Raw genomic sequence first — 16,977 nt, forward strand, 5'->3', positions numbered from 1 at the left:
GTGGCGGAACGCCTTGCGGTCCGAAAGCCCATCGCGAGCCCTTGCTACGCATCGAATCGTGTTCGCTGGCGTTGACGTCGGCCTGGGGCGATGTCCCGCGTCGGTAGCCTCCCCGGGTTACGGAAGTTCGTCAATGGTGTCTGTCCAGCGCGAATCGACAGCCTGCTTCGTGGCGAGGAATCCGGGGAACTTGGCATGAGGTTTGAGCTGGTTGGTTCTCGCGTACTTGAACTCCCAGACGCCGGTCACGGAGAACATGCACGCCGCAACCACATCGAAGGCATCGAAGCTGTATAGACGTCCGGTCGGGTCATCCTTACTGTTACGCGTCCGTTGTGTCTCGACCTGCACCGTGCCGTCGGCGAGCACCGTCGGACTCACGTTCTTGCACTCCACGACGAAGGTCCTGCCGGACGCTAGCCGCACGTCGAAGTCAGCGCCACGATCGTCTGTCCGCCGGTCCACTGACGAGACAGCTGGATCCAACTCGAGTAGTTGCTCGAGATGGGCTTCGGCAACTCCGCCTTTGACTGCGGTTGTGAGCATCCTCCTTTCTGCGATCAAGTCGAGGATCTTCGGCGCCGAGAGTCCGAACTGTTTCTCCAGAGGGTGGATGCCACCGGCCATCTTGCTGGCCGTTGACGACTCGCGAAATTGCGCCGCAAGGTTCACGCGGAGCGCAGCGTCGAGTCCTAGATCGGTGGCCCGCCGCTCAAAACGAGCGAAGTCCAACAAGCGGTTTGGCGTGAACCCCACCCGGCACTCGAATCCTTCAGGTGTGCGCGCGGAGTGGCGGTGTCCGCGCCGGGTGTCGACTTCCCATACGTGCCAACCGTCAGCGCCCATCTGATCGAAGTCCCGCTCATATGCATAGAACGAGACGCCCAGTGGCATGGGATCCCACAGTGTCGGGTCGAGTCCGACGAGCTTGTCCTCCTTCGCATTGATCCCGAGAAACAGAGTCGTATCGACTCCCGCCACATCGAAGGCAACGGGGTGAACCTCTGACTTCCAGGTGCTGTCGGCGCCGAACTTGACCTGCGCGTGATGCTCGTCGGTGGGCCGGCCCTTCGTAACTACCCTGGTCAGCCTGATGGGGTAGATGAGCAGACCGAGGCTCTCGCCTCGGTCAGTCTGCACTCCGAAGTAGAACGGGGCGCGTTTGTGATCGCTCGCCCAGACCACTCGGCCGCCGCTCTCCGTGATCGCGCGTCGCAGCAGAGCATGCATGTCCCCGCGACCGCTCGCCTGATAGACACGGGCATAAATCCTGCCAGCCAGGTCGGCCCTTGCCACGTCGTTCAATGCTGCTCCTCGGGGTGAAACTCACGATGGATCGGCGTGTCCTCCCCAGGCCGCATCCCACTTGAAATCTCCACAGACCGCGCACCACTTCGGTGCATGTCGGGTGTCTGAGTCACACTCAGTCTCGACGATACTTGGATGACGTGTTCGTCTCGTTCCTTCGGACGATGCGCGTCATGTTGGAATGAGGTGGCAAGTGGCTGAGCAGCTCCCCGTCGTGAGTTTGTTCTCCGGAGCGGGCGGACTCGACCTCGCTGTCGAACGTGTTGACGGTGAGCCTCTCGCGGGCGACGACCCGGGGAGCGGTCTACTTCGCGTCAGCGTTGCGACGGACTATAACGAGTCCGCGCTCCGAACTCTCAAGGCAAACTTCCGCGACACCTCTACGCTGACTGGGGATATCCGCAACGTCTCGACTGAGCAAATTCTAGCCAGTGCGGGCCTGAGGGCGAGCGAGCCGGTGCTGGTAGTCGGGGGGCCACCTTGCACCCCGTTCAGCAAGTCAGGTTTCTGGCTTGAGCAGAAGCGCGAGAGCCGCGACCCCAACGCGTCTTTGCTCGACGAGTATGTTCGGGTTGTACGGGAAGCGCGACCCGAGGCGTTCATCCTTGAGAACGTTCAGGGTCTGACCTACAAGACGCACAAGGCTCAGTTCGAGCGGCTCCTTAAGGCACTCGGCGAGCTGGGATATAACCCGCAATGGAAGGTTCTACTCGCCGCTGACTATGGGGTTCCCCAGCTGCGACGACGTGTCTTCGTGGTCGGTCGCCGAGACGGCGAGAAGTTTGAGTTCCCCGAACCGACGCATTCTGGATGGAGCGAACACTCCCGCGCGTTCGATACAAGTAAGCTCCCGCATGTCACTGCTGCCGAAGCATTTGAGGGCCTACCCCGTCTCGTACGAGCAGCGGACGATGAAGTAGTCGACGGGAGTTACGGAGAACTTGCCGCAGAAGTTCCACCGGGACAGAACTACCTCTGGCACACCGAACGGTACGGCGGCCGCAATCAATTTCAGTGGCGGAGCCGCTACTGGACATTCCTCCTCCGCCTGGACCCCAACCGCCCCTCGACAACCCTCCAGGCGCAGCCGGGCCCCTGGGTAGGCCCGTTCCACTGGGAGAACGTGCTCACCACAGCCGGTGTCGAGCGCGCGCGCCGGCTCCGAGTCAACGAGATGCTCCGTCTCATGTCTTTCCCTGACGACTTCAAGATCGCAGGGGCGCGCGCTGACGTGCAACGTCAACTTGGCAACGCGGTGCCCCTCGAACTTGGCAAAGCCGTAGCGCGAGCGCTGATGACTCAGCTCGGATACATCGATGTGGCGCAGCGGCAGCTGGTCGTCGCTGGCTAACGGACGCCGGTCTCACAAGTCCTTCACGCAGCCCCCAAGCCGACGCGAGGTCTTGGATCAGCACGTCAGTGAGTTCGCTTCCTGGCGGGAGTTCGCCGAGCAAGAGAGTTGAGCCGCCCCCTTTATTCGGTCCGGACGTTCTGTGAGTCGTCGGTTTCCATTTGATGGGTGCACTGTCGAGCGTACTCAGCTGGGGGTAGGTAGCCGAGCGAGGAGTGCCGGCGGTGGTGGTTGTACTCGTCCTTCCAGTCGCCGATCACAACCTGCGCGTGCAGTAGCGAATAGAAGCTGTTGATGTTGAGGCACTCGTCGCGGATCCGGCTGTTGAACGACTCGACGTACCCGTTGCGCCACGGCGAGCCCGGATGAATGTAGCTCAAGCCGGTGCGGGTGCCGGCCCAGTCGGCCATCGCCTCGCTGATGAACTCCGGCCCGTTGTCCGACCTGAGCACCGCCGGGGCGCCCCGGGCGGCGACGAGGTCCTCGAGGTGGGCGGTGAGTCGGTCGGCGGTAATCGAGCGCTCCACGAGGCCGCCGATGCACTCCCGGGTGTGTTCGTCGACGATGAGCAGATCTTGATCGGTCGGCCGTGATCGTCGACATCGAACTGGAAGTCCACCGCCCACACCACGTTCGGCGCATCCGCCGTCGGCGCGTCGACGGTCGAGGACCCGACGCGCTTGCGCCTACGCCGCTGCGGGACCCGGAGCCCTTCGTCACGCCACAGCCGTTGGATCTTCTTGTGGTTCACCACCCACTCCTCGGCGCGGGCGTCGTGATACGCCCGCCGATACCCGTAGCGGGGATGGTTCTTCGCCCAGGCGCGCAGCCAGTCCCGCAGCGCCATGTCCGGATCGTCGGTGGTTTCGCCCGCGAGCGGGCGCCGGTATGCGGAGCGTGAGAGCCCGGCCAGGCGGCACGCCAACCGTTCGCTCACCCGCAGTGTCCTGAGCAGGTGCGAGACGGCGGCGCGACGTCTGCCCGGGCCTAGAAGTTTCCCTCAGCCAACTCCTTCAGCGCCGCCTTCTCCAGCTCCGCTTCGGCGAGTAGCCGCTTGAGGGTGGCGATCTGCTTCTCCAGCTCCTTCAGGCGCTTTGCGTCGTCGGCCTTGAGGCCGCCGTACTGGTTCCGCCACCGGTAGTACGTCTGCTCGGACACGCCGAGCTCCCGACACACCGCGGCGACATCCTGCCCGTCGGCGAGCATCCTGTCGGCCTGCCCGAGCTTGCGGACGACCTGCTCCGGGGTGTGACGCTTCCTGCTGTTCGACATGATCTGACCAGTCTCCCTGCCCGCGACTCCGCGCGACAGGACAACTCTCAGAACCACCGGACCTACGAAACGGGGTCAGCCCATTCCTGGCAACCCTGATCGCGGAGGCCCCTGTCCTCGGCGAGGACCATGACGAGATCCGTTGGCCGCGGCCGAACGAGCTGCCTCTGGTCGAATGGCTACCGACGGATCGGCTTGCCCTGACGGCGGGGCGCCGCGCGGTCGACCAACTTGAATGACCGACATCGGACGCCTAAGTACCGAGGCCCTGAGCGCCAGCGAGTCCCCGCACAGCCCGCTCCCGGACGCGAGCGGGATGCTCACAGCAAAGCCGCAGACGCCTACCGCAGGAACATCCCCGGGTCGAACTCGTCGATCGGAATTATGCGGACGCGCGGCAGCTGCGCGTCGAAGGCGCCGGCGTCGAACTCAAGGTCGAAGAACCGCAGTCCGGGGATCTGCGCGAAGCCGGCGTTGCGGAACTCCTCGAACGCCAGCACGCCGAGACGGCGCGACCCATCGGCGAGCGCGCCGACGTCGTCGACGAAGTCGCCGTCGTGGCTCACGAGCACCACATCGTCCGAACGGTCCCGCAAAGCGCGGAGCGTGCGCTGGATGGCGATGTCGACGACCTTCTCGTCCGCATCGCCCGACAGCGGCACCGGCGTGTAGCCGAGCGCGAGCAGCGCCTGCACGAACGACATCGGCAGGTTCGTCGACGCGTTCAAGAAGAAGAGGCCCTGCACCTCCTGGTTCCACTCCCGCGCGAGGAAGGTCAGAATCCGGTCCCACCGCGGACGCTCATCGGACTGCGGGCGCCGCCCGAGAATCGAGCCGCCGAGCGTCGCGTCGATGTTCTCGCCGTCGATGAGCACCCAGGTCTTGCGGTCAGCCGCCACGGCATCCTCCTCCACGCGCGAAGCGCGTCCGCCTCATCCTACGAGGCGCCCGCCCCGCTACCGCCCGCGCCCCGCGAACACCGCGTGCAGCAGCGGCACGACGGATGCCACGAGCAACACGCCCCCGAGCACCCCGTCCTCCGGGCGCACCAACGCTCCCCCGACGACAAGCCCCGCGAACATGATCGACGACGGCAGCCGCCGCCCCACCTGCTCCAACCGGCCCACGCGCCGCTCCAGCCGCGGATCGGTGAACGACACCTGCCCCTCCTCCACCCGCGCGACGAGCTTCTCGAGGCGCCCCGGCATGCGCGCGAGCGTTCCGGCGATCGCGGCGCCACGCTCCAGCACGTCGCGCACGGCGTTGCCGCCCTCGTCGCGCACCAGCTGAGCGGCGTACGGCTCCACGGCATCCCACAGATTGAAATCCGGATCGAGCGCACTGCACACACCCGACGTCAGCGACATCGCCCGCACGATCAGCAGGAAGTTCTCGGGCAGCTGGAACGGCAGCGCCCGCACGACGTCTTGGAACTCGATCGCGAACGCGCGGAACTCGCGCGGATCGACCTCGCGCAGCTGCGCGAACCCCATCCCGCCGAACCGGGCGAACAGTTGCGTCATCGCCCGCTCGAGCTCGGTCGTGTCGGCCGACGGCAGCAGCACGCCCACCTCGCGCACCGCGGCGACCAGCGCCGCCCCATCCCGCGCGGCCGTCGCGACCATCAGCCGCCGCAGGCCCCGGCGCAGCGACGGCGGCACCTCGCCCATCATCCCGAAGTCGATGAACGTGAGCGTCCAGCCGGGCCCCGTGGCGTCCAGTGTCGAAAACGGAGTCACGAAGATGTTGCCCGGGTGCGGATCGGCGTGGAAGAACCCGTGCGTGAACACCTGGTCGAACATCACCGACGCGAACACCGATGCCACCTCGGCAGGGTCGATGCCCGCCGCCCGCAGCGTCTCGTGATCGGTGATCTTGATCGCCGTGACATCCTCGAGCGTCAGCGTGCGCCGCGACGTCCGCTCCCACACCACCGCGGGAACCGCGACCCGCTCGTCGCCGGCGAAGTTCTCGGCGAACCGCTCGCCGTTGGCGGCCTCGTGCAGGTAGTCGATCTCCTCGAGGCTCGTCGCCGCGAACTCCTCCACGAGCGCGGGCGCATCCACCCGGCTCGACACCACCTTCACCCGGCTCAGCCACCGCCCCACCCGGCGCAGCGCCGCCAGGTCGGTGTCGACGATGAGCTGGATGCCGGGGCGTTGCACCTTCACGACCACCGTCGACAGCCCGGCGAGCTCGGCGTCCTCCGCCGACAGCACGGCGCGGTGCGCCTGCCCCAGCGACGCCGCAGCGACCGGCTCGGGCTCGAACGACGCGAACGCCACGGGCAGCGGCACCTGCAGCTCCGCTTCCGCGACCGATCGGATGCCGGCGAGCGGCACCGCCGGCACCTCGTCCTGCAGCCCCTCCAGTTCGGAGGTGATCTCGGGCGGCAGCACGTCGAGGCGCGACGACATGAACTGCCCCACCTTGATCATCAGGCCGCCGAGGTCGACCGCGAGCGCGTGGAACCGCCGCGCAATGCGCTGCAGCCGGGCGGTGCGCCCGCGCGCGGCGAGCGCTCCCAAGCCGATGCGCGGCAGGAACAGCTCGAACCACCACGTGACGGCGAGCGCCACCCCCGCGAACCGCAGGATGCGGCGATACCGCGCCTTCGCCGCCCGCTCGTCCGGCACCGCCGAGCGCGCGGGACGATCCGAGGCCACCCCGGATCAGCCCTGGGCGAGCAGCGCGTAGAGCCGACGACGCGCGTCGTCGATGATCTCCACCGCCTGCTGCACCTGCTCCGGCGTTCCGGTGCGCGCGACCTGCGCCGCCGCCTGGGCGAGCTCGACACCGGCCTTGGGCAGCGCGGTCTTGCGGCCGCTCTCCCGCGAGGTGCTCTCCCACGGCGCAGAGCTCTGCGAAGCGGCATCCGCGTCGATCCGTCCCGCCTCCGTCAGCGAGTAGGTCTTGCGGCCGCCCGCCTCCTCGGCTGTGATGAGACCCTCATCGGCGAGCAGCTGCAGGGTCGGGTAGACGCTGCCGGCGCTGGGCTTCCAGCTGCCGCCGCTGCGCTCGTCGATCTCCTGGATGATCTGGTATCCGTGCATGGGCTTCTCGGCCAGCAGCGTGAGGACGGCGGCGCGCACGTCGCCGCTCTTCATACGCGGGGATGAGGGGCGCGGCTCGAACGCCGTGCGCATCTGATCGAGGGCCTCCCAGACGCCCGCGCCGAGGTCTCCCAGCCCGAACGGTCCGGTGCCTTTGCCGAACCCGGTTCCACCGAATGACGTGCTCATGACAGCTCCTTCGTATCGTGACCGATACTGAACGATATATCGCTCGACGACGTTTCGGAAGGGGCCTGCTGCCCCGGATCAGGACTTTTTCGACGAGGTCCGGTCGGGGGCCGTCCAGGTAACGTTCGGGTAACGCCCAGAAAGGTGAGCCAGACTCGCTGACTTGTGCCCGCCCGAACGGGTGCACACGTCGTTCTGACGTGCTTTCCCGAAACGAAACGCTCCACTGCATGCTTACTGATTCCCACGCAACCCCTGCCCGCCGAACCACCCGCCAGGCCGTCCGCCGCCTGCGGCGCCGCCCCTTCCTCGTCGCCTCGACTCTGACCGCGTCCCTCGCGATCGCGGCGACCGCCACCGCGATGGCACCGGCGCCCGGCACAGCCCACGCCGATGAGCCGCAGGTCACCTTCGCGCTCGCGTCATTCAGCACGGCACTCCCCCAGACCCTCGGCGGCAGCGCCGACACGAAGCTCGCGACCACCGTCGAAACGGCCATCGCCGAGGCCGACGCCGCCATCGCCGCGTCGAGCGATGTCACGAAGGACATCGCGGCATCGAAGCTCGAGGTCGCCGCCGACGACACGACGGTCGACACCTCCGACCTCGAGGCGGCGGTCGAGCACCTCGAGACCGTCGAGCAGATTCCGCTCCTCGACATCGCCGGCGCGACCGGTGACGTCGTCGCCGAGACGGCGGACGTCGCCGAGGAGACCAGCGCCCTGCGCGGTCAGCTCGACGCGGCGATCGAGAAGGAGAAGGAGCGCAAGGCCGAAGCCAAGCGCAAGGCCGAAGCCAAGGCGAAGGCTGAAGCCAAGGCGAAGGCCGAGGCCGAGGCGAAGGCCGCCGAAGAGGCAGCCGCCGCTGAAGAGGCGGCCGCTGCCGAGGAGGCTGCGGCATCCGAGACCAGCGCCGACACCTCCGCACCGTCGGTCAGCGTGGCCGCCAGCGGCACCTCCGCCGGCGAGGCGCAGGCGACCGCACGCGCGATGCTCGGCAACTACGGCTGGGGCGACGACCAGTTCTCCTGCCTCGTGTCGCTGTGGAACAAGGAGTCCGGCTGGAACTACCAGGCCTCGAACCCCTCCAGCGGCGCCTACGGAATCCCCCAGGCCCTCCCCGGCAGCAAGATGTCGACGGCCGGGTCCGATTGGCAGACCAACCCCGCGACGCAGATCGCGTGGGGTCTCGGCTACATCGACGGCCGCTACGGCAGCCCGTGCGGCGCGTGGGGCCACTCCCAGTCCAACGGCTGGTACTGAGCCAGAACACCTCGGATGCCACGGGGTTGCGGACCGCTTCGGCGGACGCAACCCCGTGGCATCCGTCGTTCCACCGGAGTAGACCGGCACCATGGCGAAGAAGGACGACGCGGTCACGCTCGACATCGACGGTCACGAGGTGCGGATCTCGAGCCCCGGCAAGGTGGTCTTCCCTGAGCCCGGGCTGACGAAGCTCGACCTCGTCGAGTACTACGTCGCCGTCGCCGACGGCGCCCTGCGCGGCGCGGGCGACCGCCCCATGGTGCTGAAGCGGTTCGTGAAGGGCATCGACCACGAGGCGTTCTTTCAGAAGCGCGTGCCCGAGAACCGGCCCGACTTCGTCTCCTCGGCCACTCTTCACTACGCGTCCGGCACGAGCGCGGAAGAGTCCGTGATCACGGATGCCGCCGGCCTCGCCTGGCTCGTGGGCCTGGGCTGCCTCGACCTGAACCCGCATCCGGTGCGCGCGGCCGACCTCGACCACCCCGACGAGCTGCGCATCGACCTCGACCCGATGCCCGGCGTCGACTGGTCGCAGATCGTCGACGTCGCGTTCGTCGCCCGCGACGTGCTGGACGACATGGGCCTCGTCGGATGGCCGAAGACATCGGGGTCGCGCGGCATCCACATCCTCGTCCGCCTCGACCCGCACTGGGAGTATCCCGACGTGCGTCTCGCCGCACAGACTTTCGCCCGTGAGGTGCAGGACCGTGCGCCGGGGCTCGCGACCGCGCAGTGGTGGAAGGAGGAGCGCGGCGAGAGTGTCTTCGTCGACTTCAACCAGAACGCGAAAGACCGCACCGTCGCGTCCGCCTACTCGGTGCGCCCACTCCCCGACGCCCGCGTCTCGACGCCCGTCGACTGGGACGAGCTGCGCACCATCCGGCCCGAGCAGTTCACCGTCGCAACCGTGCGGGAGCGATTCGCGGAGCGCGGCGACCCGCACGCGGGCATCGACGACGCCCCGGGCTCCCTCGACCGAATGCTCGCACTGGCCGAGAAGATGGGCCCGGCCGAGAAGGCGCCGCGGTCGGGTGACGGATCGGGGCGGCGGCAGTCGACGATGCCGCTCATCGAGATTTCCCGCGCCGCGACGAAGGAGGAGGCCCTCGCCGGCCTCGAGACGTGGAAGGAGCGGCATCCGTCCGTCGTCCCGCAGCTCTCCCCCGCCGACGTCATGGTCGACGGGATGCGCGGGTCGAGTTCACTCTGGTACCGCGTGCGGGTGAACCTGCAGCACGTCCCCGAGGCGGAGCGCCCCGCGCAGGAGCCGCTCGAGGTCGACTACGACCCGTGGCAGGGCCGCTCGCGCTGATCCGGCTCAGGCGGTGAAGAACACCTCGGCGACGCGGGCCAGGTCGGCAAGGTCGCTGACCCCGGCGAGCTCGCGTGCCGAGTGCATCGACAGGATCGGGATGCCGACGTCGACCGTCGCGATGCCCAGCCGCGTCGCCGTGATCGGTCCGATCGTCGAGCCGCACGGGACGGCGTTGTTCGACACGAACTCCTGGCTGCCGACCCCGGCGGCTGCGCACCAGCCGTTCCACGCCGCGGCGCCTGCGCCGTCGGTGGCGTAGCGCTGGTTCGCGTTGATCTTGAGGATCGGGCCCGACCCGAGGCGGGGCTGCACGACCGGGTCGTGCTTGTCGGGGTAGTTCGGGTGCACGGCGTGGCCGACATCGCTCGAGACGCACCACGACGACGCCAGCGAGCGCAGCTGCTGCTCGCGGTCCGCGCCGAGCGAGAGCTGCACCCGTTCGAGCACATCCGCGAGGAACGGCCCGGCGGCACCGGACCGGGTGGCGGAGCCGACCTCCTCGTGGTCGAAGACGGCGAGCATCGCGATGTGCGGCGCGTCGAATCCGTCGGCGGCACGCTCCAGCGCGACGACGCCGGCGTGAACGGATGCCAGATCGTCGAGACGGCCCGACGCGAAGAACACGTCGTCGTGCCCGAAGACGGCGCCGCGGGCGGCGTCCGCCGTCACGATGTCGTACCCGCGGATGCGCGCCGCGTCGACGCCGGCCGTCGCGGCGAGCTCCCCGAGGAGATCGGCGGAGTCGGACTCGCCGAGGCCCCAGACCGGCTGCGTCTGACGCTGCCGATCCAGGGCGAGGCCGTCGTTGACCTCACGGTCGAGGTGGATCGCCAGCTGCGGCAGCCGCAGCAGCGCCCCCGTCGCCGCGAGCACACTCGTGCCGTCGTCGAGCACGAGCCGGCCCGCCAGCCGCAGCTCGCGATCGAGCCACGAGTTGAGCAGAGGACCGCCGTAGATCTCCACGCCCGCCTGCAACCACCCGTGCGAGCCCGTAGTCGGCCGCGGCTTCAGCTTGAACGCCGGCGAATCGCTGTGCGCCCCGAAGATGCGTGCGCCGGTAGCGGCACCGGCATCCTTCGGCACCACCCAGGCGAGGACGGCGCCGTCGCGGACGACGAGGAACCGGCCACCGGCCTGCGCCGGCCAGGCCTCACTCTCCGAGAGCTGCCGGAAACCCGCATCGATAAGGCGACGGGCGACCTCCGCGGCGGCGTGGAAGCTCGACGGCGACGCGGCGACGAAGTCCGCGAGATCATCGGCGTGGGCGAGGGCGTCGGCGGGCATGCGGCCTCCAGGACGGAACGGGCGAACCCCTCGATCGTAGTTCGGCGCGTCACTCCGGATCGATCGCCACCAGCTCCACCGCGGTCACCGCGCCCTCAGCGAGGTCGACGATCATGTGGGTCCGGTGCGGCTGCCGCCGCCGGTCCGTCGGAGACCCCGGGTTCAGCAGCCGGAGACCGGCGGGCGTCGTGGAGTCCCAGGGGATGTGGCTGTGCCCGAACACCAGCAGGTCGGTGTCGGGGAACGCGGCATCCATCCTCTGCTCACGTCGCGGCGCCGGTCCCGTCTCGTGCACCACGGCGAGCCGCACGCCCTCGACGACGCGACGCGCCACCTCCGGCAGACGCGCCCGCAGATCATCGCCGTCGTTGTTGCCGTAGACCCCGATCACCTCGCCGTGCCCGAGCAGCTCGTCCAGCACCGCCTCCGACACCCAGTCACCGGCATGCACGATGAGATCGGCGGCATCGGCCGCGCGCAGGAGGGCAGCGGGCAGGTGCCGAGCGCGACCCGGGATGTGGGTGTCGGCAACGAGGAGCAGGCGGGTGGGCATGGCTCGTCAGGGTAGCGGCAAGCCCCGAGCGACGACACCCCCTGAACGGGGTCCGCGCGAGCGCGCACACTCGTGGACGGGAGCCGGAGCGGCGACCCCACACCGAGCGGGCCCCGTCGAGGCAGCCCACGAAGGAGACACCATGAGCGGAATCGACGACACCACCTCCAACGCGAACCCGGACGGCATCGTCCTCGATCCCGACGATGCGCCCCTCGGCGACACAACCGTCGGAGACACGGCGGCGGCGGACGCGGAGTTCGACGGCCTGGCCACAGCCGAACCGATTGACGACGAGAGCTACCCCGCGTCGCAGGTTCAGCCCGAATCTCAGGGCGAGGACCCCGTCGTCGCCGAACTGGGCGAGGACGGCGAAGGCGACCTCTCCCCCGAAGACATCTGACCGCCGAGGCGGCGCGGCGGGGGCAGGACGACGCCCGCCGCGCCGATCAGCGCCGCGGCGAAGAACGCGGCCGGCAGACCGGCGGAGTTGCATCGTGCCCGTCGTCTCGCACGGGGGCTGCTCTTCCCCTGAGACGACGAGGGGCCCCGTGCCTGCGCACGGGACCCCTCTGGAGCGACGGCTTCTCAGAAGTCGAAGTCGCCGATGTTCTCCGCGTCGAACACGTACGGGTCGCCGAGGAGCACGGCGCCGTCGGCACCGACCTCGTACGAGCCGAGCTTGCCGGCCTCGAACGAATCGCCCTCTGCGCCGGTGATGTCACCGGAGACCAGCGCCTGCGCGGCGAAGGCCGCGAGGTAGCCCAGGTCGGCCGGGTTCCACAGCGCGAATGCCGTGACCGTGCCGTCCTCGACGTACTCGCGCATCTGGTTCGGCGTGCCGAGACCGGTCAGCGCGACCTTGCCCTTGAAGTCGGAGGTCGAGAGGTAGCGCGCGGCAGCCGCGATCCCGACGGTCGTCGGCGAGACGATGCCCTTCAGGTCGGGGTAGGTCTGCAGGAGCGCCGCGGTCTTGTCGAACGAGGTCTGGTCGTCGTCGTCGCCGTAGACGACCTCGACGAGCTCGATGTCGGGGTGGCTCGCGGCGAGCTCGGCCTCCATCAGCTCGATCCAGGCGTTCTGGTTCGTGGCGTTCGCGGATGCCGACAGCACGGCGATCTGCCCGGCGTCGCCGATCTGCTCGGCGATGAGGTCGACCTGCACCTTGGCGATGCCCTCGGAGGTCGCCTGGTTGATGAACAGGTCGCGGCACTCCGGGTTGGTGTCGGAGTCGAACGTGACGACCTTCACATCGGCCGAACGCGCCTCGTCGAGAGCGTCGCAGATGGCTTCGGGGTCGTTCGCCGACACGATGAGGGCGCTGGCACCCTGCTGCGCGGCGGTCTGGATGTACTGCACCTGCGAGGTGGGGCTGGCCTCGGAGGGACCGACCTCCTCGAAGCTGCCACCGAACTCCTCGACCGCCTCCTCGGCACCCGAGCTGGAGGTGTCGAAGTAGGGGTTGCCGAGGTTCTTCGGCAGCATCGTGATCGAGACGTCGCCTCCGTCACCATCTCCGCCGTCGCCGCCGGGTGCGTTGCCGCCTCCGGCCGTGCAGCCTGAGATCACGAGGGTGGCACCGACGGCGATCGCGGCGACGACGCCTGCACGCCGCGTGCGCGTGAATCCGAACATCTTTGTTTCCTTCCTTGGTGCGATGGGTTCGCGTGGTTATCGGGTCGGGGCGGCGGCGCCGGCGGCGCTGCGTCGTCCCTTTCTCCGTCCGATGGCTGCGGATCTGCTCCGGTGCAGCCAGGCGAGGAGGCTTGCGGACACCACGGAGACGATGAGGAGCACGCCCGTGATGACGTTGATGATGTCGCTGGTGACGCCGGCGAGGCGGAGCGCGCTGCCGAGCGTGCCGATGAGGAGCACGCCGGCGATCACGCCGTGCAGGGCACCGCGGCCGCCGAAGATGGACACGCCTCCGAGGAGGACCGCCGCGATGATCTGCAGCTCCATTCCCATGGCGTTGTCGCCGCGCGCGTTCGAGTAGAGCAGGGTGAAGTAGACGCCGGCGAAACCCGAGACCGCTCCGGAGAGCACGAACAGCGTGAACTTCGTGCGCCCGACGTCGATGCCGGAGAAGTGCGCCGCTTCCTTGTTGAGCCCGATCGCGTACAGCGACCGGCCGAAAGGCGTGAAGTGCAGCAGGATCGCGAACACGAGGGCGAGGACCACGAACGGGACGACGATCAGCGGGATGGGCGTGCCCGGGATGTTCGCCTTGGCGAGATCGGTCCACTCCTCCGGGAAGTCGGTGATCGCCGTCGTCCCGAGCAGACCGACCGCGATCCCGCGGAAGAGGGCGAGCGTGCCGATGGTCACCGCGAGGGAGGGGAGCCCCACCACGGTCACGAGGAAGCCGTTGACGACTCCGGCCATCGCGCCGACGAGGATCGCGACGACGGCAGCGGCCGGGAACGGCAGACCCGCCTGCGTGAGGATGCCGGTCATCACGCTCGACAGCCCGACGATGCTCGCCACCGAGAGGTCGATCTCCTCGGTGATGATGATGAGCGTCATCGGGAGCGCGATCAGCAGGATCGGCGCGATGTCGCGGAGCAGGTAGGTGACGGTGAGCGGGCTGTCGAAGTTGCGCACCGTGCCGAGGGCGACGACGACGACCAGCACGAGGATGCCGATGATCGCCGCCTCGCGGGTGAGCAGAGCACGCCGCCACAGGGGCCGCCCGTGGTCCTGATAGGTGCGCGGCGCGACGGTGTCGGTGGTGACCGCGGTCATCGGCTGTCCTCCCGTTGAGCGATGAGTCGTCGATGCTGCCTCACCGCGAGGACGCGGTCGAGGACGATGGACCCGAGGATGAGCACGCCGACGACGGCGCGCTGCCAGAAGTCGTCGATGCCGAGGATGGGCAGGGCACGGTTGATGGTGAGGAGGAGGAAGGCGCCGATCGCGGCGCCCCACACCGTTCCGACACCGCCCGAGATCGCCACCCCGCCGATCACGGCCGCACCGATCGCCTGCAGCTCCCAGCCGGTGCCGGCCGCCGAGCTGACGGTTCCGTACCGGGCCGCGTAGAGCACACCGGCGAGACCCGCGAGGGCTCCCGAGACGACGAACGCCGTGACGATCCGTCGGGTGACCTTCAAGCCGTAGAGGTGCGCGGCTGCCGGGTCGGAACCGATGGCGTAGAACTCGCGCCCGCTGCGCATGTTGCGCAGGTACCAGGCGGCGGCCAGCAGCACGACGACCGCGATGATCGTCAGGATCGGCACTCCGAGGAGCTGATCGGTGCCGAGGCCCCGAAAGTCGCGGGGCAGGTCGGACGCGTTGATCCGGTCGCTCCCGGCCCACGCCACATTGATGCCGCGGTAGACATACATCGTGCCGAGGGTGATGACGAGGGCGGGCACCTTGGCCCACGCGACGAGCAACCCGTTCACGGCTCCGAGCAGCGCACCGAGGACGACACCGGCGACGAAGACGACGAGGGGAGAGATCCCTTCGAGGTCGATGAAGAGGCGTCCGGTCAGGTAGGCCGTGAGCCCGACGACCGAACCTACGGAGAGGTCGACGCTCCTCGTGATGATGACGATCGCCTGTCCGACGGCGACGAGGAGCAGGAGCGACGGCGTCAGCAGCAGGTCGCGGAAGCCGTCCGGCGAGAAGAGGAAGCTCGGATTGGATGCCGTGGCCGCCACGACCACAAGGATCAGGGCGACGGCGATCCCGGTCTCGCGTGCTGTCGCGAGGTGGCGCACGGCTTTCGCGGCGCCGCTCGATCCGGGCGCGGTCTGACGTGGAGTGGTGGTGGTGGTCATGCTGCGTCCTCCGCGTCCGCCGTCGCTGCGAACATCACTGCTTCGGGTGTCGCTTCCGCCCGGGTGAACTGGCCGGTCAGGCGGCCCTCTCTCATCACGAGGACCCGGTCGGCCATGCCGAGCACCTCCGGGAGCTCCGACGAGATCATGAGGATCGCGAGGCCCTGCTGGGCGAGCTCGCTGAGGAGGCGGTGGACCTCGGACTTCGTTCCGACGTCGATGCCACGGGTCGGCTCATCCACGATGAGGACCGTGGGCTCGGTCGCCAGCCACTTGCCGATGACGACCTTCTGCTGGTTGCCACCCGAGAGCGTGCCCGTCTCGGCATCCAGTGCAGCAGTCTTGACTTCGAGCCGGCTCGCCCACACCCGCGCCGCGGCGTTCTCGAGGCCGTTCCAGATCAGCCCCCACTTCGCGAGTTTGGAGCGGATGGCGAGCGTGACGTTGCGGGACACCCCGTCGTCGAGCACGAGGCCCTGCCGGCGCCGGTCCTCGGGGACGAGGGCGATTCCGCGGGCGGTCGCCTTCTGCGGGTTGCCCTTGGGGAGCGACGCTCCGTGGAGGATGACCGACCCGGACTCGTACGAGTCGACGCCGAAGATGGCGCGGGCGACTTCACTGCGGCCGGCACCGACGAGACCCGCGAGCCCGACGATCTCCCCGGCCCGCAGGTCGAAGGACACGTCACTGAACACGCCACGGCGAGTGAGGCCCTCGACGGAGAGGACCACCTCACCGACGTCGGACGGCAGCTTCGGGTACAGCTCGGTCACGTCGCGGCCCACCATCTGGCGCACGAGGTCGTCCACGGTGGTCTCGGCGAGCGGCGTCGTCTCGACGTATGCCCCGTCGCGCATGACGGTCACGGTGTCGCAGAGGGCGAAGACCTCGTCGAAGCGGTGGGAGATGAACAGCAGCGCGCGACCCTCATCGCGGAGGCTGCGCGCGACGGCGAAGAGGCGTTCCACCTCGACCCCGGAGAGGGCGGCGGTGGGCTCATCCATGATGAGCACTCTCGCGTCCAGCGAGATCGCCTTCGCGATCTCGATGATCTGCTGGTCGGCGATCGAGAGCCCTTCGGTGATGCGCTCGGGATCGAGCCCCACGCCGAGACGCTGGAAGATCTGCGCGGCCTCGTCGCGCATCGCCTTGCGGTCGATGCGGCCGAGGCGCCCCGTCGGCTGCCGACCCATGAAGATGTTCTCGGTGACCGAGAGGTCGGGGAACAGGGTCGGCTCCTGATAGATCACCGCGATGCCCGCGGCCTTGGACTGCGCGGTGCTGGTGAAGTCGACGGACTCGCCTTCCAGGAGGAAGTCGCCGGAGTCCCGTCGGTAGAGCCCGGCGATGATCTTCACAAGCGTGGACTTGCCGGCACCGTTCTCGCCGATGAGGGCGTGAATGGAGCCGGAGCGCAGGCGCAGGCTTCCCGAGCGCAGTGCGACGACCGGGCCGAACGACTTCACGACGCGCGTGAGTTCGAGCGCGACTGCTCCGGTCTGCGGGTCGGCATCGAGGACCACAGGTGCCTCCTCATCGAGGGTTGCTCTTCGGGTGAAAGTGGTTGATCATTGCCTGAATCGATTCAGGGTGATTTCACGC

The 16,977-nt window shown here is 68.6% G+C and carries 14 protein-coding genes and 1 pseudogene; 4 read left to right on the plus strand and 11 right to left on the minus strand.

Going from position 1 to position 16,977, the window contains the following annotated elements:
* Positions 1–117 precede the first annotated feature (117 nt).
* Positions 118–1,296 (minus strand): hypothetical protein, encoded by a 1,179-nt coding sequence (locus BKA24_RS13595; protein WP_343066151.1) that lies wholly within the window; start codon positions 1,294–1,296, stop codon positions 118–120.
* Positions 1,297–1,501: 205 nt separating this feature from the next.
* Between BKA24_RS13595 and BKA24_RS13600 the strand changes: the two genes are divergently transcribed.
* Positions 1,502–2,659, plus strand: coding sequence for a DNA (cytosine-5-)-methyltransferase (locus BKA24_RS13600; protein ID WP_184219304.1), 1,158 nt, complete (start codon positions 1,502–1,504; stop codon positions 2,657–2,659).
* Positions 2,660–2,781: 122 nt separating this feature from the next.
* On the opposite strand, the pseudogene BKA24_RS13605 reads toward BKA24_RS13600, so the two are convergent.
* From BKA24_RS13605 to BKA24_RS13620, 4 genes and pseudogenes are all read right to left on the minus strand, one after another.
* Positions 2,782–3,931 (minus strand): annotated as a pseudogene (locus tag BKA24_RS13605) (IS3 family transposase).
* A gap of 341 nt (positions 3,932–4,272) precedes the next feature.
* Complete coding sequence (locus BKA24_RS13610; protein ID WP_184219307.1) at positions 4,273–4,830, minus strand: NYN domain-containing protein; 558 nt, start codon at positions 4,828–4,830, stop codon at positions 4,273–4,275.
* 57 nt (positions 4,831–4,887) lie between these two features.
* Positions 4,888–6,597, minus strand: coding sequence for an AarF/UbiB family protein (locus BKA24_RS13615; RefSeq protein WP_184219311.1), 1,710 nt, complete (start codon positions 6,595–6,597; stop codon positions 4,888–4,890).
* Positions 6,598–6,603: 6 nt separating this feature from the next.
* Positions 6,604–7,173 carry a PadR family transcriptional regulator gene (locus BKA24_RS13620; RefSeq protein ID WP_184219314.1) on the minus strand — a complete coding sequence of 190 codons (570 nt, stop codon included), beginning with the start codon at positions 7,171–7,173 and terminating at the stop codon, positions 6,604–6,606.
* A 230-nt stretch (positions 7,174–7,403) separates the two neighbouring features.
* On the opposite strand from BKA24_RS13620, the gene BKA24_RS13625 reads away from it, so the two are divergent.
* Positions 7,404–8,435 (plus strand): aggregation-promoting factor C-terminal-like domain-containing protein, encoded by a 1,032-nt coding sequence (locus BKA24_RS13625; RefSeq protein WP_184219317.1) that lies wholly within the window; start codon positions 7,404–7,406, stop codon positions 8,433–8,435.
* Positions 8,436–8,526: 91 nt separating this feature from the next.
* Positions 8,527–9,750, plus strand: coding sequence for a DNA polymerase domain-containing protein (locus BKA24_RS13630; RefSeq protein ID WP_184219320.1), 1,224 nt, complete (start codon positions 8,527–8,529; stop codon positions 9,748–9,750).
* A 6-nt stretch (positions 9,751–9,756) separates the two neighbouring features.
* Here BKA24_RS13630 and BKA24_RS13635 read toward each other — a convergent pair whose 3' ends face one another.
* Both BKA24_RS13635 and BKA24_RS13640 read right to left on the minus strand, forming a co-directional pair.
* Positions 9,757–11,037 carry a M18 family aminopeptidase gene (locus BKA24_RS13635; RefSeq protein ID WP_184219323.1) on the minus strand — a complete coding sequence of 427 codons (1,281 nt, stop codon included), beginning with the start codon at positions 11,035–11,037 and terminating at the stop codon, positions 9,757–9,759.
* Between the two features lie 49 nt (positions 11,038–11,086).
* Positions 11,087–11,590: a metallophosphoesterase family protein gene (locus BKA24_RS13640; RefSeq protein WP_184219326.1), complete on the minus strand. Its 504-nt coding sequence runs from the start codon at positions 11,588–11,590 to the stop codon at positions 11,087–11,089.
* Between the two features lie 142 nt (positions 11,591–11,732).
* Between BKA24_RS13640 and BKA24_RS13645 the strand changes: the two genes are divergently transcribed.
* Complete coding sequence (locus BKA24_RS13645; protein WP_184219331.1) at positions 11,733–11,993, plus strand: hypothetical protein; 261 nt, start codon at positions 11,733–11,735, stop codon at positions 11,991–11,993.
* 185 nt (positions 11,994–12,178) lie between these two features.
* On the opposite strand, the gene rhaS is transcribed toward BKA24_RS13645, so the two are convergent.
* The 4 genes from rhaS to BKA24_RS13665 are packed head-to-tail and all read right to left on the minus strand — an operon-like array spanning position 12,179 to position 16,898.
* The gene (gene rhaS / locus BKA24_RS13650) at positions 12,179–13,225 is read right to left on the minus strand and encodes a rhamnose ABC transporter substrate-binding protein (protein WP_184219334.1); all 1,047 of its coding nucleotides are present in this window, start codon (positions 13,223–13,225) and stop codon (positions 12,179–12,181) included.
* A 36-nt stretch (positions 13,226–13,261) separates the two neighbouring features.
* Entirely contained in the window at positions 13,262–14,335 is a 1,074-nt protein-coding gene (locus BKA24_RS13655; protein WP_184219337.1) for an ABC transporter permease, read from the minus strand.
* Positions 14,332–15,375 (minus strand): ABC transporter permease, encoded by a 1,044-nt coding sequence (locus BKA24_RS13660; protein WP_184219340.1) that lies wholly within the window; start codon positions 15,373–15,375, stop codon positions 14,332–14,334. The genes BKA24_RS13655 and BKA24_RS13660 overlap by 4 nt, the downstream gene beginning before the upstream one ends.
* Positions 15,372–16,898: an ATP-binding cassette domain-containing protein gene (locus tag BKA24_RS13665; RefSeq protein WP_184219343.1), complete on the minus strand. Its 1,527-nt coding sequence runs from the start codon at positions 16,896–16,898 to the stop codon at positions 15,372–15,374. The genes BKA24_RS13660 and BKA24_RS13665 overlap by 4 nt, the downstream gene beginning before the upstream one ends.
* Positions 16,899–16,977 lie beyond the last annotated feature (79 nt).

Source organism: Microbacterium marinum, assembly GCF_014204835.1.
Taxonomy (GTDB): Bacteria; Actinomycetota; Actinomycetes; order Actinomycetales; family Microbacteriaceae; genus Microbacterium; species Microbacterium marinum.